Below are 19,684 nucleotides of genomic sequence, written 5' to 3' on the forward strand. Positions count from 1 at the left end.
AGCTAGGACTGGGATTCCGCCAGGGGCACCGCAGCTTCGACGCGGAGGCCGCCGCCGGGCGCATCCGCGAGCATCAGCTCGCCCCCGATGTCGCGGAGCGCTTGCGCGACGATGCTCAGGCCGAGGCCGGTGCCCGGCAGGTTGCTGGTGCGGGGCGAGCGCCAGAAGCGCTGCGTCGCGTGCTCACGGTCATCGGGTGGGAGCCCGATGCCGTTGTCGTCGACCGTGACCACGTAGCGGCGCGACCCGATGTCCGGCCGGCCAGCGACGCGCACCTCGGTGCCGCCGGAGAGCTTGATGGCGTTGGTGAGGAGCTCGCTCACGACGGCGTCGAGGCCGCCGGCCGGCTCCTGCACTTCCAGCGATTCCCCCTGAAGATGCACGGTCTGCACGGTGATGCCAGCGCGCGCGCCCGCTTCTGCCCACCGGAACGCCGCCCCGGCGAGGGCGTCGCCGATCGCCGAGATGCGTGGTGGCCGGCTCTGGAACTGGGTGGCGTCGAGCAGGCCCGCGACGGTGCCGGTCATGCGGTCGATGGTCTCGATGGCTTCGGCGTGCACCTCTCGGGCTTCGGCGTCGTCGCGGAGGTACGGCTCGAGGTTCTCGACCGAGATGCGCGTCGAGGCGAGGGGCGTGCGCAGCTGGTGCGACGCATCCGACACGAACTCCTGCTGCCTCGTGACGGTCGCGGACACGGTGCCGACCATGGAGTTGAAGGTGGAGGCGAGGAGCCGCAGTTCGCTCGGGCCCGCGTCGGTGCCGGCCTTCGCGTCGAGGTCGCCGCGCGCGACGGCGTCGACGGAGCGTTCGAGTTCTTGCACGGGGCGGAGGATCCACCGAGACATGGGCCAGAGCAGCCAGAAGGCGACGGCGCCGGGCACGAGCAGCCCTGCGGCGAGGATGAGCCATTCGGTGAGGATCGTGGTGCGAGCCGTGTCGGTGGGCACGTCGAAGACGAGGGCGCCGACGACCTGCGAGTCGCGGCCGACGGGGGCGACGATCGTGAGCCGCTCGGGCCCCCACGGCCAGACGGTGGTGGTGATGTCGGGCGATTGGCCGGAGAGGGCGGCGTCGACGAGCGCGAGGTCTGCGTCGTCGACCGCGTAGGGCAAACCCGCCGAGTGGATGATCTGCCCGTCGCGGTTGAGGAGCCAGGTGGGGGTGTCGAAGAGCTCGGCGTAGTCGTCGAGCTCGGCCTGAAGGCGGACGGGGTCGGTGCCGATGGCCGTGTAGGCGGCGGTCGAGAAGCGGGCGGCATCGTTGAGGCGGTCGTTGGTGAGTTCCGCCGAGTGGCGGTCGGCGATCGTGACGGCGGTGGGCACGGCGATCATGATGAGCAGCAGCACGAGCAGCGGGATGGCGCACAGCACGAGTCGCCGGTGCATCAGGTGGGCCCGTTCGGGTTGGCGGGCACCGTCAGGCTGTAGCCGACGCCGCGGAGGGTGGTGATGGTGACGGTGTCGCCGAGCTTGCTGCGCAGGGTGGCCATGTGGGTGTCGAGCGAGCGCGTTCCGGTCTCGACGCTGCTCTCCCAGACGCGGTCGAGGAGGTCCTCGCGCGTCACGGGCTGCCCTGCCCGCGCCGCGAGGAGACGGAGGATCTCGAACTCCTTCTGCGTGAGCGTCTGGGCGGTTGGGGTGGCACCGACGTCTGCGGTGATCGTCGCGGTGCGCGTCTCGGTGTCGAGGCGCAGCATCCCGACCTCGATGACGGGAGAGCCGGCGGTGCTCGTGTAGCGGCGCATCTCGCGGGTGCGCCGGGCGAGGCCCTCGATGCGGACGAGCAGCTCGGCGACGCTGAAGGGCTTGGTGACGTAGTCGTCGGCGCCGGCGCGGAGCCCCGCGATGCGGTCCTGCTCACGGCCGTGCGCGCTGACGACGATGATGCCGACGGCCGGATGCTGGCGGAGCTTCGCGATGATCTGCGTGCCGAGCCCATCGGGGAGGGACATGTCGACGAGTGCCAGCTCGGGCACTTCGTCGCGGATGCAGGCGAGGGCTTCGGCGACGTCGGCGGCCCGCGTGACCCGGTGTCCGGCGTGCTTGAGGGCGCGGCTCAGCCCCCTTGCCAACTGGTCGTCGTCTTCGCAGAGCAGCACGCGCATGGGGTCGAGTTTATTTGACGCGTCCCTCGGCGGGCGGTGGCGCGGTCCGGGCCACTGGCCTCGTGAGCCAGAGCCAGCCCGTGAGGGCGAGCCCCCAGATGAGGAAGAGCGGGTCCCAGAGGAGGGCGTGCCCGATCATGGCATCCCGGTCGTAGCCGCCTTCGGGGATGAGAATGCCGAGCAGCACGGCGCCGCTGGCGACGATGTTGACGAGCCCGTAGAGCACGATGCCGGGGCCGCCTACCCAGCAGATGGCGCGCCAGACTCTCGGCCAGGGCATCCGCTGCGCGTCGAGCACGACCGGGATGAGCGCGGCGAGCAGCTTGACCAGCGCGACGCCTCCGAGCAGGAGGCCAGACTCCAGGGGTTCCCGCCGCGAGAACTCGACGGCGATCGCCCCGATGGTCGACAGCAACCAGGTTCCGCCGAGCGCCCAGTAGGCGCTGAAGGCGGCGTGCACGACGCCGATCGCGGCCGCAGCCAGCACGAGCATGCGCGCGGCGCTGCGCGAGTGGCGAGTGCGGGTGTCTTCGCGCATCCGCGCCCCTACTCCCCCGGTGTCTGGCCGGGCTGGTCCTCCAGGTAGACGAGCCCGTTGCCGTCCGGGTCTTCGAACGAGAACATGGGCGCAACGCTCTCCCAGCGCAGCACTTCGGCGTTGTGGAGCTCGACGCCGCTGGCCTTGATCCGGTCGTGCGCCTCCTGCGCGTCCGTGGTGCCGAGGCGCACGGCGATGGGAATCTCGCTGTCGTGCGGGAGCAGGACGATGCCGACGCTCGAGCCAGGCGGGAGCACCTCGACGTAGCGGGCGCCTGGCCACGCTTCGACGTCCATGACGAGCTCGCAGCCGAGCACGTCCGTGTAGAAGGCGAGCGCCGCATCCACGTCGGAGACGGGAACCGAGACGCTGAGCACGCGAGTTGTCTTTGCCATGGGTCAAGTCCACCGCGAGGTGGGCGACGATGCCAGTGGTTGGCGCGGATGCGCAGGAAGTTCGGTGGGGCGGACGGGGCCCGCCTCGAGGTCGATCAGCGGCAGACGAAGCCCGCAGGTCGCCGCCTCCGGCATCTTCACCGAAATGCGTCACGACTCGTTGCGCAGCAACTTTTGGGGCCCTGAAGTCGCCCGGAACCGCCGGAGCACCGCAGCTTGACTCATGCGCGAATACCAACGCACCGTTGCCCGGCAGAAGCCTCGAATTGCCACGATGAGCCCCTATTCGCTTCCAAGACCCGGCGCTTCTAATAGCCCCGACGTACAGCACGCACTTCAGTGGTGCAGAATGAGTGCACGTCGGCCTGGTCAGATACCAAGGCCGACGGAGGCACATTGCTACGTCGAAGCGGCGTTTACGCCAATGCCAGGGGGCCATTCCATGACCAACCCAGATCAGTCATCGCACCGGCGGAGTCGCCGCGAGTTGTTCCTCGCAGGCGGCGTAGCCGCCTCGGCCGCAGCAATGACCGGGGTCCTCGGGTCGCCTCAGCGGGCTTACGCAGAGGACCTCCCTCTCGTGGACAGCGTCAACGGCCAGACCGGAGAGGTCAAACTCACCGCCGTAGACGTTGGCGCACAGGCTAAGGCAACAGCCGATGCCGCCGGCGTCGTCGCTGATCCCGCGAGCTTTCCTGGAATCGACCCAACGGGGGCATCCGACTCGACGAAGGGCCTACAGGACGCACTTCTTGCCACCCCTGACGGCGGACAACTCCAGATTCCCGGTGGCACCTATCGTGTAGACGGTAATCTGAGTATCCCAAGTGGCAGATCGCTGAAGATCATCGGGTACGGCGCAACACTTGTCCACAGTGGCAACGTCCCTCTTCTTACGGCGTCGGGAGAATATGGTGCACCGGTGGGGCTCAGCAACCTCAGGGTAGAGGATGTCACTTTCGGCAGCGGGGCAAGCGCTCCCGTCTCACGGTTCACCACCACGAATAACCCCGGCTGGCGGGCGGGCGACGTCCTGAAAATCGTGTCCGACGACGCCATTCCCGAATCCCGGGCTGGATCCGGCGGCAACCAGTCGCGCCTGGGCGAGTTTGCTGTCGTCCATGCGGTGGACGGAAAGACCACCACTCTTGCCGCACCGCTCCGCGAGTCGTACAGCACGAATGTTCGCCTCGTCACTGTCTCGGAACAAACCGTCGCGCTCGAAGGAATGACCTTCGACACGACGGATGCGGGAGTTTCGAACTCCCTGGGCGTGACGATCCATCTCATGCGCCTCCGCGAACCCATCATCCGGAACGTCCGTATTCGCCGGGCCTCCTCAATCGCACTGCAACTCAGCTCATGCTTCGGGTATTCAGTCACGAATTGTCTCGTCGACGGAGTCACCGAAAACCTACCCAACGGACAGCTCGGTTATGGCGTGCTCGACAACGGTTCCGCATTCGGGCGCATCAACGGCGGCCTCTTCCGACGAGTGCGTCACGCTTATACCGACGACTCGCCGCGCATCGCCGCCAACAGCGCAGCCGGTGGTTACGGGAGAACCTACGGCACACAAGTAGTCGGCGCTGTGGCAACCATGACGTTCAACAACGCATGGGACACTCACCATTCTTCGGAATCGGTGCAGTTCATCAGCTGCGCTGCGGTCGGCGGGATTCCTCAAGGTGACCAAGGATTCGCCGCGTTTGGACTGCGGGGCAAGAACCACAGGGTGATCGGCTGCCTCTCCATCGACATGGAATCCGGCGTCACAGTCTTCTCGGAGGGGGCAAGCGGGCTCTCATACGGCCACACGGTCAGCGATCTGCTCGTGCGGCGGGCAACGAGCGCAGCGATCCTCGTCAATTTGAACGGCGATCAGCACCCAGACGCTCGTCAGCGCTCCGGTCAGATGTCAGTCCGGGCGGCCGATGTGATCGCCGAAGACTGCAGACGCTTACTGTATTCCGTGAACGGCACCGTACGACTCGCGAACGCCGAATTCATCCCACCAGTGGGCAAGTCCAAAATTGAGTACAACGGCATCACGAACAGGAATTCATTCATTGATGCCCGCAACATTCTCCTTGACTACACACGCAACACGGCTGGTGTCCCACAACCGTTCCTAGCCGTCTCCACGGACAATTCTTGGAGTCCTGGGCGACAGGAGACCGTGCTCGATGGGGTCCGTGTCAGGTCCACCGCCTCCGTCCGGAGCCGCGTATCAAGGCCCTTCATTGGAGGCTCGCACATGATCAATGCGCGAGGTGTGGAGTTCAATGAGACCTTCACCGTCCTCCCCGGCGACCGCCACGACAGCTCGCTTATCGAGTGGCGCTGCAACAGCGACCCCGGCCAACCGTCTCAGGATTTGAACTCGGCATACTTCTATCTCGGCAATGCGGAGCTCATTCAGGACCCGATGACCCGAGTTCGTCAATCGCCTAATCCAAGCGTGATCGTCAAGGTCAACCCGACGTCGCAGAACTATACGGCAACAAAATTCGTCAACGGGTACATTCGGGGTCAGATCGTCACATTCTACATTCAAGACCTCGTGTCCGGTTCGTGGACGATCAGCAGAGATGCGACACCTGGAGTTCTGCTCTACGGCACAAATTCCCGCACCCTGCGTAAGAACGACCAGTTACAGGTCGTTTGGGATGGCGCCTCCTGGCGCGAGATAGCGTAATGACCTGAGCGCCACCTCAGGATTGGACGAGGTCGGGGCAGAGCATATGCAACGCTGCAAGCCGAACCGCATCATTGTTAGCGTCCCGAAAATCCTGACCTTCGTCGACAACCTGAATTTCGGCAATAGGCGTGCCCTCACGTAGCAGAGTACACACTTCGCTCCCAAGGGAGAGGAGCGTCTGAGCCTCCGGCACGTCGCCGTTCCACGAAGTACCCACAGCTTGAAGAAACTCCGACTCGCCCGGGACCGCTTCGATTGGTGCACCCGGTGCCTCTGGGACCGGTGCACTCTCCTGATCCTCCTCGATGGCGGTTTCCTCTGGTGGTGCCGATTCCGCCAGGCCTGTCGAGGTCGCCGACGACCCCGGCGCAGATGACACCGGACTCTCGTCCCCCACCTCCGCAGAACAACCAGTCAAGCAAAGCACAAGGACAATCCCGGCGATCCATTTCCCCCGCATGGTGCCGACACTATCTTCGGTAGGCGGCGCTGTACACCAGCTCATCGCACGTGGGAGCGCGCAAGCGGCCTGAAACCTCCTCCGGGAGGAACTCCCTGACCTCTATCCGCGTAACTAGCTGGATGCGGAAACCGAGTCACGCTGCGCCTGAGTGCAGACCGCCACGCAACAACAGGGTGCCGCAGAGAGCCGGGCAGGTTGACGAGCGCCGATGGCGCCCTAGCGGATCTTGGCGGTGATCTCGCCGATGCCTGAGCCGTCCTGCGAGTACGCGTTCACGGTGATTGTTGTGGCACCGGCGCGCCTGGGCGTGATCGTCCGCTCGAGCACCTGAAAACCTGGCTCAGGCAGGTCGATCTCGGTTCCCAACCCCGTGCCGGTGATCCGTATCTGAGAGATGGACTTCTCTCCCGGCGGATATACGGTGATTCGAATTGACACGTCCCCGTTGCTGTGCCGATGGGCTTCCGCTTGCATCGGCTCAGAGGGATTCTCTTCCAAGAAGACCGTGTTGACAGCGATCTGGGTCTCGAAGAGCACTCCCACACGGTGAATCTCGCCGCCCGACATCTCGTTCCCGGTAGGAGTGATGAAGACCCGCAGATCCTTCAGGCCGAGATCGAACAGCACGCGCCCGCCGTCCCTGTTGAGGACCAGACTCGACGTGAGAACTTCTCGTCCGTCGTCGCCGGACGAGAAGGTTGACCCGTCGGACATGGTCAACGTGTCTCCGTCTTTGAGGAGGATGGGGAGCCGTTGCGTACATTCACCCTCCCTTTGCGTCAGGAACGTGAAACGTAGCCCTTGATCCCAGTACCCCCAACCAACCGTGTACTCGGAAGATCCAGCATCCGATTGAGCACGCTGCGCGAACAGCGTCGTCTTCTCCCGGACCTTGAGCGCGTCGATCTTCTGCGACTCAGTCGAAGTTCGGCTGTCGAAGTACTCGCTCGTCGAACTCGACTGCCGTGTGCTGAATTCGCCAGCGGGCCCGAGCGTCTCCCATCCCTCCGCCGCCGTTGGATTGTTGGTGCCAACCAAGATGGTGCCGAGCGTAGGACTCCAGAGTGTACCGAGCTGCCGAGTTGACTTGTAGGTTTTGATCCAGAAGCCAAAGACGCTTGCGACAAAATAGCTCGGCCTACGGACGAATAGGTACTGCTCGTGGGCTGACCCATTCTCAAGTTTCGAGAAACGCTCAGCCGTAAGGACTGGCAGCCCGGCTTCGACCGCATCGCGTTCTTTCTTGGAGGGCCCGTCAGGTGCCAGCCGTCCATACATCCACGTCCGAGGAGAAGTTTCCCGCTTCGGCAACGGCCGAATCGGATCCGACGCGGATCGAAAGTCCGAACGAGCTTGAGCTTTCTCTTCACTCGTTGAGAGGAAGAGCGCGATGGACGGGACCGACGAGAGCAACACTCTCGCCAGGGCCGCTCGGTCTGAAAGATCGTTCCGGGGCCGAGAAACCACCGTCGTGACGTTCCGCACGTGCAGAGCTGGTATATGCCAGAGCGACCCCGAACCCGGCTCGGGGAGCACTGCGTACTGCATGAAGTCCATGTATCGCGTCACCAGAGGCACAAGGTCTGGGTGGTTGGTTTGAGTGAGAAGCCAGGCAATGTCCGGCATCGCGACCGTGAAGTTGTATCCGAAATCAACCCCGTAGGGTTCGTGGAAGAAGCCCGCACTCGCCTGCCCGTTCGCGCAGAGGAACGCGATCCGCTCGCTAATCGCACTTTGGTCCACTGGCGCTTGAGAGAGCACCTGCAGGGCGCGTTGCGCACCGACGAGACCCGCTGCCACTTGATTGAACAAGATGACAGGTGGCGCCCAATGATCCGCATCTTTGTTCATGAACCAGGCAACTGCCCGCTCGATGCTCCCCCGCAGCTGGAGAGTAGTTGGGCCTGAAACCCCAAGTGCAACCAAGGCCTCATATGCATCGGCTTGAGCCGTGAGGCCAAATGCTGTCGCAGCCAACGACGAGTTCCCCTCCTGTTCGGGGTAGCTTCCGTCTTCGAGTTGCAAAGAGGTGTAGTACCCGACCGCTGCCTCTAGCCGCGCGAGGAGAGCGGTGCTCTGGTAGAGAGGATTCCAGTCCCGCTGATTGGCGCAGAACCACGCGAGGGTGGCAACTTGCTCCATGATTCTGGAGTTCGTCTTGGTTTGGGCGTCAACGGGCCGCCACCATCCACCAGCCATGAAGCCGAAGGCCTCGGCGTCGGGATCGTCAACAACATCATTGGCCATGGGTGCGACAGTCATGAGGTACGGAGCCAGTACTTGCTCGCGATCGTCGAAGAGTCTGCGACTGGGAGCCGCGAACATAGGCACCTTCGCAAGCGCCCGTCCGTCCCCAGCTTCCGGGGCGAACGCTATATACGACCCGACAGCCAACCCTCCCGCACCCAGGACGGAGTACATAAATGTTCGCCGCGAGAGACGCCGCTCTACTGGAGTCGCCTGTCCTGGGTCGTCCAATAAAGCTCCTCTTACCAAACTCACTGCGGCGACCGGGTCTCGGCACGTGACTCAGCCCACGCTCAAGCACTTCTCGAGATCGGAGCCAAGGCAGAGGCAAGCGACCGCCGACAGCGAGGGCCCGCAACTCTTCGCCTCCATTATCTCCTGAGAGTGACGCGACGAGTTGCGGGCCTTCTGTGCCGATCGGCTCTAGCTGTCTGACCTCGCGGAGCGCTTGCGCAGGACGAGCGCCGTCGCGCCGGTCACAATCAACGCAAGTGCGGCCATCAGACCCACACCGATGTTCTCAGCACCGGTCGTTGCAAGCGCGTCGGATCCGCCATCAGCGCTGTTCCCGCCAGCCGCAGGGACCGTTGTCGCAGATGCGGTGGGCTCGGCCGTTGCCGTCGGTTCCGTGATCGCGGTGGGCTCCGTGATCGCGGTGGGCGCCACGGTTGGGGCTGGGGTCACGGTGGGCTCGGCGGTGCCCGGTGTACTGGGCTCGGGCTGCTCGGCTCCCGCGTCGACGAGGCTGATGGTTCCGTCGGCGTTGACCTCGACCTGAGCCGCCATGGCGGCGGCCAGGTTGAGGCGCTGCCAGCTGCCCTCTGCGCCCTCATCGAGCGGGTAGCCGGAGTCGAGCGCGGTGAGCTCGAGCACCTGACGCCGCTGCTCGGGCGTGAGGTCGGGGTGGCTCGTGATGAGCAGCGAATCGGCGTTCGCGGGGATCGTCACGGCTTCCCCGGCGGGTGCGATCTGCGGGAAGGCGTAGGACATGCGCTGCTCGTACAGGGCGAGTGCGTCGCCGTCGGAGAGGTACGGGGTGTCGGCTTCGATGCAGTCGGCGAGGGAGGCGCCGCATCCGGCCTCGAGCACGCCGCGCAGTTCAGCCTCGGCCTCGGCGAAGAGCTCACGGAACGCCGGGTCGCTCATGCGGCGCTCGACGATGTGCTGGCCCATCATGCGCCCGCTCATCACGTCGAGCGGGTAGTGCGCCGCCATGACGATGCGGTTGTTCCCGGCTTCGGAGGTGCGTGCGAGGATCTGCGGGGCGAGCTCTGGCAGCATCATCGAGAGCGACGTGCCCTGCCAGTACGCCTGCGAGGTGTGGCCGCTGGGGTAGGCGCCGCTCGTGGAGTCCCAGGCGTCGCCGCCCTCCTTGTCGCGGTACTGGAGCAGCTCGGGGAAGCGGATGTAGGGGCGGTCGTAGTCGAAGTAGTTCTTCGAGGGGTTGGACGACGAGTAGTAGCCGACGAGGCCGCCGCTCTTCGCGAGGAGCGCGTCGATCTTCGGGAGCTCGCCCGCGAGGCGCGCCTCGGTGTAGATCGCACCGAGGTTCTCGCCGAGGCCGTCGGCCATGGAGACCGACATGTCGTCGTACTGGTCGACGATCGCGCGCTCGACCTGCTCGGGGGTGGCCGAGGTGTTGATGTCAACGGTCTGGCTATCGTTGAGCGCGATGATGTCGGCGCGGTCGGTGACGAGCCAGGAGAACTGGTCCATGATCGGCACGTAGTCGTACTCGGCGTTCGACGGGTAGTCGTAGGCGAGCTGGTCGTCGGTGAACGGCTCGGCGGCGGAAGCTGCCCCCGCGCCGAAGCCGGAGAGGAGCACCCCCAGCCCGGTCGTCACAGCAATGGTGGAAGCGAGGCGTCGTCGAGACGTCGTGATGCGCATGCGGGGTTCGGCCTAACGGTCGGGGGATGAACCCGGCGAGCGTAGAGGCCCGGGGAAATCAGCCGATGTCCACTAGGTGACCGGCTAGTGAACGAGCCGGCGATTGCCGTGGGGCAACACCATGCGCATAATGAGGGGGTCGGCGATTGCCACAGACTTGAGCCGACTGGTTCGCATCTGCCCTGATGGACCGAAAACCGCCCCAGTTCCTTCAGGAGCTGGGGCGGTTTCCTTTGTGACGAGCGGTCAGTCGGCGAGTTCACCAGCGAAGCTCTTGAGCCAGGGAATCAGGTCTGGTCCAAGCTTCGGGTCCTGGCTCGCGAGCTCGACTGTCGCCTTGATGTACTCGAGCTTGTTGCCGGTGTCGTAGCGGCGGCCGCCGTAGACGACGCCCACGACTCCGCCGAATGCCTCTGGGTCGCCCGCGAGCACCTCGAGGGCGTCGGTGAGCTGGATCTCCCCACCGCGGCCGGGAGCTGTTCGCTCGAGGACATCGAACACCTCCGGACGCAGCAGGTAGCGGCCGATGACGGCGAGGTTCGAGGGTGCGTCTTCACGGGCGGGCTTCTCGACGAGCCCGGTCAGCTGGATCGTGTCGGGGCCGACGACGCCCTGTTCGCGCGGAATGCTCGTGTCGTAGGCGGCGACTCCGTACGCGGAGATCTGGTCGAGATCGATCTCCTGGAGCGCGACCACACTGGCACCGGTCTGCTCGTGCACCTCGATCATGCGCTTGAGCAGGGACCCGCCGGAGGACATGATGTCGTCGCCGAGGAGCACGGCGAACGGCTCGTGGCCGATGTGCTGCTTGGCGCGCAGCACGGCGTGGCCGAGGCCGAGCGGGTCGCCCTGGCGGAGGTAGTGCACATCGGCGAGGTTGGTCGCCGCGTTAACGCGTGCGAGCTTTTCGTGCTCACCTCGAGCCGCGAGGAGCGTCTCGAGTTCAGCCACGCGGTCGAAGTGGTTCTCGAGGGAGGCCTTGTGGCGCCCGGTGATCATCAGGACGTCGGAGAGGCCGGCTTCAACGGCTTCTTCCACGACGTACTGGATCGCGGGGCGGTCGACGACGGGGAGCATCTCTTTCGGGATGGCCTTCGTGGCAGGCAGGAAGCGAGTTCCGAGGCCTGCCGCGGGGATGACAGCCTTGGTGATGGGTGTGCGCATATGACCAGACTATTGGGCACAGTCGGTCAACGCGCAGTGCCAGGGCAGGACTCCCCCAAGATTTTCGTCGCAACTATGCCTCTGCGAAAGCGCATCCGCGTCGGGTAGCCTGAACGTCGGTGGCCTAGTTTCAACTCCCGCCACTATCTCGACGCTGAGGCGACCACACGGTTCTCCTCGGGCGCCTCACTACTTGTGGGGGCGCAGCGATGCAAGAGCCGAAAGCCGCGACCGACGGCGAGCCGCAGACACGTCGCGTCTCGCATCTCGTAGTGGTCGCGTTCGTGCTTCTGCTGCTGGTCCCGGTCGGGCCCATATTTCTTCCTGCAAGGGACACCCCTCGTGTGGCTGATGTGATCCTCGTTCTCGGTCCGGCGACCGAGCCACGCTTGGCACTTGCCGAGCAACTGCTTGACGAGGGATACAGCACTCGCCTGATCATCTCCGCACCTCACTATGGCGCAGGGAAAACGATGTACGAGACCGCCTTGTGTGTCGAACCACAGCAGTACCGAGTCACCTGTAAGCAGTCAGACCCATTCACGACTCAAGGTGAAATCGGCATGCTTTCGGAGCAAGCCTCGAAGAATTCCTGGAGCTCGGCCATAATCATCACAGATGAACCGCATGTGCAGCGGGCACGACTCTATGCTCAGAGATGCTTCGCCGGCGAGGCAACAGTGCTCGGGGATGGCAGCGAGCTCACCCCCACGGATGCAATCTACGAGTACGCGTATCAGACCGCTGCGTTCTTGAAAGCCTTCTCGTTCACACCTGGATGCGCGTAGAGATAATCCGCAGCTGAGCGGCTGACCGCCAGCCGCGCGGACCGCGTTAGATTGGCGACTGCGGGAGGCCAGCGACGTTTCCGTCGTCGACCTCCCACCTAGCACCGCCTCACGTCTTACGGGCGTCCCATCCCGTAGTACGTCCAGCCCGCACCGCGCCAGGCAGCTGGATCTAGGCAATTGCGCCCGTCAACGACGATGGGCTTGCTTACCAGATCGCGAGCCTGCGCAGGATCGAGGTCCTTGCGATACTCGTCCCATTCGGTCACAACTACCACGACTTCAGCACCCTTGAGCGCTTCATCGCGGTCAACCTCGTACTCGAGCTGTGGGTGTGCACGTCGAGCGTTCTCGATCGCTTCTGGATCACTGACAAGGACCTTGGCGCCCAGACCGTGAAGGCGCACAGCGACGTCTAGAGCTGGTGAGTCGCGAATGTCATCGCTGTGCGGCTTGAACGCTGCACCCAGGACCGTGACGCGACGACCGAAGAGGTCTCCCTCGAGAGCTGAAACGACCAACTCAACGGCGCGGTCACGTCGACGGAGGTTGATGGCATCAACTTCACGGAGGAATCCGACTGCTTCGCCCTTTCCGAGTTCCTCTGCCCTCGCCGCGAACGCACGTATGTCCTTGGGCAGGCAACCGCCGCCGAACCCGATTCCCGCTCCGAGGAAGCGCCGTCCGATACGAGCATCATGGCCGATGGCGTCCGCGAGCTGAGTCACGTCGGCTCCAGTGACTTCGGCAATCTCAGCCATTGCGTTGATGAACGAGATCTTCGTCGCCAGGAAGGCGTTGGCCGAGACCTTGACGAGCTCAGCAGTCGCAAAGTCAGTCACAATGAACGGCGTACCCTTTGCAGTCGCCGTGTGGTAGACCTCGCGAAGGGTCGCAGCGGCGCGCTCGCCAGGCTCGCCCGTCGGCACACCGACTACGAGACGGTCGGGATCGATGGTGTCCTGAACGGCCCATCCTTCGCGCAAGAACTCGGGGTTCCAAACCAACGTCGCGCCTACAGCCTCAACGCTAGGAGCGAGTCGCCCAGCGGTACCGACTGGCACCGTGGACTTGCCGGCGACGATGTCACCTGACTGGAGGTAGGGCGTGAGGGCCTTTACCGCGGCATCTACGTACGTGAGGTCGGCGGCATAGCCACCCTTCTGCTGAGGGGTACCGACGCCCACGAAGTGGACTTTGGCCCCAGCCACGTCGGCCATATCCGTCGAGAAGCGCAGACGTCCGCTCGAGATACCCTCGCTCAGCAGCTCCTGCAGCCCTGGTTCGAAGAATGGAGCTTTGCCGGCGGACAGAGCGGCAACTTTGGCCGGGTCGACGTCCACGCCCACCACGTCATGTCCGATGGACGCCATGGCAGCAGCATGAACTGCCCCCAGGTAGCCGCAACCAATAACTGACAGTTTCATTTGGTGCCTTCCGTGTTCCTTCGGTGTTTTCCTGACTGGTCCTGGCGGATCGTCAGAGATCGAGTCGAATAGAGAGAGCTTAGGTAAGAGAGAGCTCGTTCCAGAGTGTGCCGGCCATGCGCGTACTGAACGTGGCAGTTATGTGGTGCGCATCTCTGTATACAAGGCTTGAACCGATGATGGCCGGGCAGACGTCACTGCAGAAGTAGGGCGTGAGGTCGACGTAGCTCACGTCTTGACCGCTGAGGCCGACCCGCCTGTCCGCGTCTCTCGCCGGCGATTGGAGGGCGCTGGTTGCGTCGCGTGCGCACTCGAGTGCATTGTTCAGATGATTGGACAAGCACGGTGCGGGGCTGGCCGTCATCCGAGGCACATCCGCGAGAACGATGGATCGAGTACCAGCCGGGACTTGAGCGATCGTGTTCTCTAATCCCGCTTCCCACAGAACCGACGAGTCGCCCTCGGACTCGAAGTCGACCGTACCGAAGTTGCTGAGCAGTACTGCCTCGGGCGGGTTCTCCTGGAGGTATGACAGGACGGAGTCGCGCCAATCCTCACAGGCGGTGTACGGGGAATTATCTCGCATAATCGGTGCGTCGATCGATGGGCACGAGCTCTTCGTGAAGGTCCATACTGCGTAGCCAGCCTCACGTGCACCCGCGTACAGAGCCGGAAACCACTGCGCGGCATGCGAATCACCGAAGAGCGCAACCACGGGCTGCCCCGGCTCACCGTAGATACACGGGCTTCCGTCAACTGAGAGAAAGTCGCGATGGCATCCGTCTGCATACAGATCAGGGTTATCTCCCGCAACTGCATCCAATCCGGGCGCAATGTTTGACGGGACAAAATTTGGAGCTATGGGAGGGGCGGATGGCTCGACCGATGCTACAACCTGATCACTGGTAAGAGGCCTTTGAGCATTGACGAACCCCAGACCCGCGGCGCAAAGCAATACTACGAGCGAAGCAGAGACTGCTCCAAGTAATGGCCTGCGTGTATTGCCCTGGAACCAATTGGTCTTCGCCAGGAAAGGAACCTCCACGAAACGGTGAAGCGCGATTGCAACGAGGGCCGACAAACCAATGAGGGCCAGCGCCCTCCAAACCGACGGCGTCTCGCTCGGCCAGGCATAGTCAGCAAGCCAGATCAATGGCCAGTGAACGAGATACAAAGAGTATGAGATCTTCCCGATGTACTGGAAAACTCGATTGCTGAGAACGAAACTCAGAGCGGAGGAGGAAGTCGTGGCTCCGAAGAAGATCACGAAGGCAGTGCTCGCGACGGGCAGCAATGCGAGGTACCCAGGGAAGGCAGAGGCGTGACCGAAGAGGAAGAAGGAACAAGCCAAGCCCCCGAGACCGATCCACACTCCGACTGCCGAGCCAGTCCGCGATGAGATGGCGTGCCCCCCAAGTAAAAGCAGAGCGACGAGACCACCGACAGCGAGTTCCCAGGCTCTGGTCGGCAACAGGAAGAAGGCGAGGGGTTGGGCTGCGGACGTAAGCACGATGCAAAGTGCGAATGAGAGAGCAGTCAGGGCAGCGATGATCAAGCTGAAGGCTCGACCGCGTGTTCCCTTGAACTTCCAGAGCAGAACCAGCAGCACCGGCCAGACGATGTAGAACTGTTCTTCGATACCGAGAGACCAATAATGCTGGAAGAGCGAAGGCGATGCGTCTGCGAGGTAGTCAGTGCCATTAGCGGCAAAAAGAACATTCGGAATGTAGAACGCAGAAGCAACTGCAGCTGGGAGATTTCTCGAGAACTCCAGCGGAGAGACCACAAAGTACCCGAGAACAAGACTGCACGCGATGACTACGAAAGCTGCTGGCAGAATGCGACGAACACGCTTAGCGTAGAAGGCGGAGAGCCTGATTCTGCCGTTCTTCCGGTAATCGGACACCAGGTGCGAGGTGATTAGAAAGCCAGATATGACGAAGAACATGTCAACACCGGTGTAACCACCAGGCACCACAGTTGATGTCGCGTGGTAGACAACCACGCCTGTCACAGCAATTGCACGCAGACCCTGAATGTCAGGACGGAACTTCGGTGCGTATTTCACTGGACTTTTCATCTATCGTCTTCCCTTGTGAACCACTGGAAGCGAAGCCGTCCGAACGGGCGGAAAAGTCACCTCTGGAAGTGCGCGCAAGTGACTAGCCGCCATAATGGCACCCAAGGCTGGCCATAGGATTTGTGGAACCCCGTTCGTTGAGAACGGGGAATTAATGAGACCGGTTGCAATCAAAGCGAGCAGCATCGTGATGACAACAATGTAGCCGCCCCCGAGAGCTGCTCGGGAGCGATGGAGCACGACGAATATCAGAATCAGCACAATCACGTAGGCCAACATGACGATCACGCCTCCACGCATTGCCAACCCAAGCCACTGTGACTCCGGCGATACCCACGAGAGCGACGTAGGGAACTGCGTCCAGCTCGGGAAGTTGTAGACCTCTTGCCCCCAACCCGTGAGAGGCCTCTGCTCAAGTGCCGGAATTGTCTCGTTCTGCCAGATTCTCACACGGTAGGCAACCGTGGAGGGCAACCACTGGAGCTCATCTGCGGTCTGCTTGCTGACCACAGATTGAGCATCAAGCCGCCCCGCGACCTCCGCACCAAAGACCGACCAACCAACGAGGCCGGCCGCGCCACCGAGAACCACCCACGTTATCCGCGCTCCGAGTTTCAGGAATGTGACCAGCAGAGCAACGGCCAGGACTGCGATGGTGGAGAACGTGAGAGTGGCGACAGCAGCTACGAAGACGATGAGAATAGCTATCGTCAACCAGAGACCCGAACGCTTTACAGCATCACTTGCCCTAAGTATGAGCTCAGTGCAAAGCAGTGTTCCTGCAACTGCGAGATACCCGCCAAGTGCAGTCCAGTGGCCGATAGTCGAGGTGGCACGTATGTCTGTCCGTCCGGCTTCCAGGCGTGACTCAAGGCCGCCTGCGTTCACATTCGTTGCAATCCAATCTGAAACCGCCTCGATTCTCAGCATTTGGGCGATGGCCAAAGCAGAGACAAACACCGCTGGCAGCGCGATTCCAAGCAGCAAGGCCCGGAAGTCACGCTGGTTCCTAATCACAAGTCTTGCTGGCCAGGTCGACACCCAGAGAATCAACTGTGTTGTTATTGCACCAGTCGCGATATCGTGAGGGACATCAAGCGCATTGTAGATTTCGACGAACGAAAGAAGAATGATGTAGCCGAGAAAAACAAGGTCGAAGATATTTGCCCTCAGACGAGGCATATCTTCTCGCTGCAAGCAGAGTACGGCGACCCCGAGCGCAAGGAAAATCAGGATGGTCGATGGCGACGGCAGAGCCGCGAGAGCTTCTGGGAAGCGGACACCGACTAGTGCTGCCGAGAACCCGAGCAGCCAGCCAACCAGCTTGACACCACGCGAAGTCGGTTCGACAGCGGGATGCGAAGAGCCACGTGACAGGAGGACCTTCGGCTTACGAAGTGAGCTAGTCATAAGTTCAGGGCCTTTTCTTCCGGATTTTCGTGAAGACGCGAAGGAGGTCACGAACCTCTTTTCGGTAGCGAGGCCACAGGGCAAACAGCAGCACCGCTGTAGCAAGTGCCACAGCCAGCCCAACAAGTACCTGCACTACTGACGAAGCGAGTGCCACAGCCCCAACCACAAGGTATGTCATGCCCCCGACCACAGCGTATGCCGCAATTATGGCGAGAACATTCTGAAGCAAGAGCCCGACGGGAGCCGCCTTAAGGATTTTCAAGTACACAAGACTCAAGGGCCAGCTGATGACAACCCCTACGACATACGCCCAGACGATAGGCATCAGACCAAACGGTGCCGCAACCAGGATAAGCACTATCTGCAAGACACGAGTAACGAGGGAGTAGTAAAGATTCTCCCTCGTCAGGCCTTTGGCCAGGAATATCCAGTAGGTCACATAACCGGCACTCTGGAAGATGCCGGCGATGGCAAGTGCCCGGAAGATGGGGACCACATCATCCCACTGGTCTCCAAGGAACAGCTCCACCAACGGCGGCGTCATGGCTACAGCCAGAACAAAAGTGAAGACAACAACGTGCAGGAGCATGGATTGCCCCCGTACGACGAACCTGTCAAAATCCTCACGCGAGTCCTGGAGACGCGAGAGAACCGGAAGGGCAACGCGGGTCGCCGGTGCATTAATCTGGTTCAGCGGGAGCGTCAGCAACTGGTACGCGCGATTGTATTGACCAAGTTGAGCTGGCCCTAGGGAAGCGCCGATGACCACAGTGCTGAGGTTCTTGCTCGCATAAGAAAGCAAATTGACGCCAAGGAGATTGAGCCCGTAGTTCAGGAACGACGCGGTGCGGACAGATCGATCGTAACGACCGGGTAGCCATTTGGCGGCCACGACAAGTACGACGAGCGCGGCCAGAGCCTGTGAGACTTGCTGCGCTGCTAGAGCCCAATAACCCCAGCCTGCCAGACCGCCCAAGATTCCGACCAGGAGCCCTAGGGCTTGACCAGCAATCTCCGACCCATTCAGCTTGAAGAACTGCATGTCGCGATTGAGGGATGCTCGATACTGCGTCGATACGCCATTGAGCAGGAACGTCACAGAGAGAGCCTGTGTCAGCGGTTCGAGTTCCGCTCGACCGAAGAGCGAGGCAACCATCGGCGCGGAGAAGAAGACAAGAACGGTCAGGATCGCACCGATGAGCGTGTTGAGCCAGAAGAGGTTGTTCCGCTGCTGCTTCGAGAGTGTCTTCGACTGAACTGCAGCCATGGAGAGACCGAAATCCCGGAAGACCTCAGCAACACCGATCACCGCTGTCACCATTGCCACGAGACCGTAGTCGTTCGGGGTCAGGATTCTGGCCAAGACCACGATTCCGATGAACTGCAGGCCCACGCGGAAGAGTTGCGCTAGGAAGGTAACAGCGGCACCACGGCCGGCGGATGCGCCCAGATCTTGTGTGGATGTCATCAGGAAGTGCGGCGTCCCGCCAGCGCCTTGGCTTGAATATAGGCCGCCTTGTAGGCCTCGCCGACCCGCGCCCAGTCGCGTCCTTGAAGGTCCGGAGCCCCCTGAGCGCCCGCCCGGGCGACATCCAGTGACGCGCGGACGATGTCGGCCGTGAGATCTCCCTCGTAGAGCATGAGCCACTGATCCCCTACTTCAGCCTGCAGCTCCTTGTTCACAGCACTAGCTGGCGCGAGGACAGGCCTGTCCAAGGATAAGGCGACCAGAAGCGCACCGGAATTGTTCATCTCGGTGTACGGAAGCACGACAAGTTCGGCCTCTGACACCTCTCGGACCAGGTCCTGGTCCTCGACGAAGCGTAGATCGAGGCGCACCCTTGGGTCTGCATCGGCAGTGGTGCGCACTTCATTTTCCAAAGCAACAGTGAGTGGCTTGCCGACAACCGCCATCGTCAAGTTCGGTTCCGAAATCTTCTGGAACACCTCGAGCAAGGCGGGAACATTCTTGTAGGGTCGAATTATGCCGAAATAGAGAAGGCGACCGCTGACAGAAGCGGGTTGATCAAGCCCAGAAAAACGATCTCGATAATGCCCGTGCGGGATCAGGACACTCACTGTGCCGCTGGGAAGAGGCGTCGTTGAATTCATGACCACGGCAACCGAGGTCGCTCCTCGCACTCGGTCGAAAAGCCATGCTTCGCCCTTGCCTCCGTTTTCGTGTGCGTAGGCGTTGTGCACGGTCCAGACCAGCGGTGTACGGGTCACTCGAAGCTTGACGAGCAACGCGAGAAACAGAGCGCGTTTTGCCAGACGCCGAAGAGGAGTCCGGCCACGAGTGAGGTACTCGGGCCAATGAAGGTGGAACACGTCGTACCTTGTCGACAGAGCCTCCCTCCATGAAAAGAAGACAGGACGAACTCCGACGGCCGCACCATCCTGCATATGGTCGGCGAATTTGGTTCCGTTGCCGTCAGGTGCTGGCATGGAGTGCAGTACTCGGATGTCGTCGT

At 62.4% G+C, this 19,684-nt stretch carries 15 protein-coding genes; 2 read left to right on the forward strand and 13 right to left on the reverse strand.

Going from position 1 to position 19,684, the window contains the following annotated elements:
- Nucleotides 1-2: 2 nt before the first annotated feature.
- Genes GV007_RS03795 through GV007_RS03810 form a run of 4 tightly spaced genes read right to left on the reverse strand, consistent with a single transcriptional unit; the run spans nt 3 to nt 3,037 of the window.
- Nucleotides 3-1,385, reverse strand: a complete 1,383-nt coding sequence (locus GV007_RS03795; protein WP_160071075.1) for a sensor histidine kinase — start codon at nt 1,383-1,385, stop codon at nt 3-5.
- Nucleotides 1,385-2,104: a response regulator transcription factor gene (locus GV007_RS03800; protein ID WP_160071076.1), complete on the reverse strand. Its 720-nt coding sequence runs from the start codon at nt 2,102-2,104 to the stop codon at nt 1,385-1,387. Before GV007_RS03800 ends, GV007_RS03795 begins: the two co-directional genes overlap by 1 nt.
- Before the next feature lie 10 nt (nt 2,105-2,114).
- Complete coding sequence (locus GV007_RS03805) at nt 2,115-2,642, reverse strand: DUF3995 domain-containing protein (protein ID WP_236558287.1); 528 nt, start codon at nt 2,640-2,642, stop codon at nt 2,115-2,117.
- Between the two features lie 8 nt (nt 2,643-2,650).
- Nucleotides 2,651-3,037, reverse strand: coding sequence for a VOC family protein (locus tag GV007_RS03810; protein WP_104240300.1), 387 nt, complete (start codon nt 3,035-3,037; stop codon nt 2,651-2,653).
- A gap of 580 nt (nt 3,038-3,617) precedes the next feature.
- Here GV007_RS03810 and GV007_RS03815 point away from each other — a divergent pair.
- A complete protein-coding gene (locus tag GV007_RS03815) occupies nt 3,618-5,735 on the forward strand; it encodes a hypothetical protein (RefSeq protein WP_160071077.1) in 2,118 nt (705 codons plus the stop codon).
- A 16-nt stretch (nt 5,736-5,751) separates the two neighbouring features.
- On the opposite strand, the gene GV007_RS19430 is transcribed toward GV007_RS03815, so the two are convergent.
- The 4 genes from GV007_RS19430 to GV007_RS03830 all read right to left on the reverse strand — a co-directional run bounded on the left by GV007_RS19430 (nt 5,752) and on the right by GV007_RS03830 (nt 11,502).
- Nucleotides 5,752-6,243 carry a DUF732 domain-containing protein gene (locus GV007_RS19430; RefSeq protein WP_442960371.1) on the reverse strand — a complete coding sequence of 164 codons (492 nt, stop codon included), beginning with the start codon at nt 6,241-6,243 and terminating at the stop codon, nt 5,752-5,754.
- 174 nt (nt 6,244-6,417) lie between these two features.
- Nucleotides 6,418-8,448, reverse strand: a complete 2,031-nt coding sequence (locus GV007_RS03820) for a hypothetical protein (protein ID WP_160071078.1) — start codon at nt 8,446-8,448, stop codon at nt 6,418-6,420.
- Nucleotides 8,449-8,871: 423 nt separating this feature from the next.
- Nucleotides 8,872-10,293, reverse strand: coding sequence for an acid phosphatase (locus GV007_RS03825; RefSeq protein WP_236558311.1), 1,422 nt, complete (start codon nt 10,291-10,293; stop codon nt 8,872-8,874).
- A 291-nt stretch (nt 10,294-10,584) separates the two neighbouring features.
- Entirely contained in the window at nt 10,585-11,502 is a 918-nt protein-coding gene (locus GV007_RS03830) for a UTP--glucose-1-phosphate uridylyltransferase (protein ID WP_160071080.1), read from the reverse strand.
- Nucleotides 11,503-11,774: 272 nt separating this feature from the next.
- Between GV007_RS03830 and GV007_RS03835 the strand changes: the two genes are divergently transcribed.
- On the forward strand, nt 11,775-12,290 hold the full coding sequence (locus GV007_RS03835; protein WP_160071081.1) for an ElyC/SanA/YdcF family protein: 516 nt from the start codon (nt 11,775-11,777) through the stop codon (nt 12,288-12,290).
- A gap of 116 nt (nt 12,291-12,406) precedes the next feature.
- Here the strand turns inward: GV007_RS03835 and GV007_RS03840 are convergent, their stop codons facing one another.
- From GV007_RS03840 to GV007_RS03860, 5 genes are all read right to left on the reverse strand, one after another.
- The gene (locus tag GV007_RS03840; protein ID WP_160071082.1) at nt 12,407-13,717 is read right to left on the reverse strand and encodes a UDP-glucose dehydrogenase family protein; all 1,311 of its coding nucleotides are present in this window, start codon (nt 13,715-13,717) and stop codon (nt 12,407-12,409) included.
- Nucleotides 13,718-13,796: 79 nt separating this feature from the next.
- Complete coding sequence (locus GV007_RS03845; protein WP_160071083.1) at nt 13,797-15,785, reverse strand: acyltransferase family protein; 1,989 nt, start codon at nt 15,783-15,785, stop codon at nt 13,797-13,799.
- Between the two features lie 12 nt (nt 15,786-15,797).
- Nucleotides 15,798-17,258 (reverse strand): O-antigen ligase family protein, encoded by a 1,461-nt coding sequence (locus GV007_RS03850; protein WP_160071084.1) that lies wholly within the window; start codon nt 17,256-17,258, stop codon nt 15,798-15,800.
- Nucleotides 17,212-18,678, reverse strand: coding sequence for a lipopolysaccharide biosynthesis protein (locus GV007_RS03855; RefSeq protein WP_268893481.1), 1,467 nt, complete (start codon nt 18,676-18,678; stop codon nt 17,212-17,214). Before GV007_RS03855 ends, GV007_RS03850 begins: the two co-directional genes overlap by 47 nt.
- Nucleotides 18,678-19,658: a glycosyltransferase gene (locus GV007_RS03860; protein WP_160071086.1), complete on the reverse strand. Its 981-nt coding sequence runs from the start codon at nt 19,656-19,658 to the stop codon at nt 18,678-18,680. Before GV007_RS03860 ends, GV007_RS03855 begins: the two co-directional genes overlap by 1 nt.
- Nucleotides 19,659-19,684: the final 26 nt, after the last annotated feature.

This window comes from Pseudoclavibacter sp. 8L (assembly GCF_902506465.1).
Taxonomy (GTDB): Bacteria; Actinomycetota; Actinomycetes; order Actinomycetales; family Microbacteriaceae; genus Pseudoclavibacter.

Coding starts and splice junctions, on each gene's coding strand:
- GV007_RS03795 (WP_160071075.1), bottom strand. CDS start 1,385: ATGCACCGGCGACTCGTGCTGTGCGCCATCCCGCTGCTCGTGCTGCTG.
- GV007_RS03800 (WP_160071076.1), bottom strand. CDS start 2,104: ATGCGCGTGCTGCTCTGCGAAGACGACGACCAGTTGGCAAGGGGGCTG.
- GV007_RS03805 (WP_236558287.1), bottom strand. CDS start 2,642: ATGCGCGAAGACACCCGCACTCGCCACTCGCGCAGCGCCGCGCGCATG.
- GV007_RS03810 (WP_104240300.1), bottom strand. CDS start 3,037: ATGGCAAAGACAACTCGCGTGCTCAGCGTCTCGGTTCCCGTCTCCGAC.
- GV007_RS19430 (WP_442960371.1), bottom strand. CDS start 6,243: ATGAGCTGGTGTACAGCGCCGCCTACCGAAGATAGTGTCGGCACCATG.
- GV007_RS03820 (WP_160071078.1), bottom strand. CDS start 8,448: ATGGCCAATGATGTTGTTGACGATCCCGACGCCGAGGCCTTCGGCTTC.
- GV007_RS03830 (WP_160071080.1), bottom strand. CDS start 11,502: ATGCGCACACCCATCACCAAGGCTGTCATCCCCGCGGCAGGCCTCGGA.
- GV007_RS03840 (WP_160071082.1), bottom strand. CDS start 13,717: ATGAAACTGTCAGTTATTGGTTGCGGCTACCTGGGGGCAGTTCATGCT.
- GV007_RS03855 (WP_268893481.1), bottom strand. CDS start 18,678: ATGACATCCACACAAGATCTGGGCGCATCCGCCGGCCGTGGTGCCGCT.
- GV007_RS03860 (WP_160071086.1), bottom strand. CDS start 19,658: ATGCCAGCACCTGACGGCAACGGAACCAAATTCGCCGACCATATGCAG.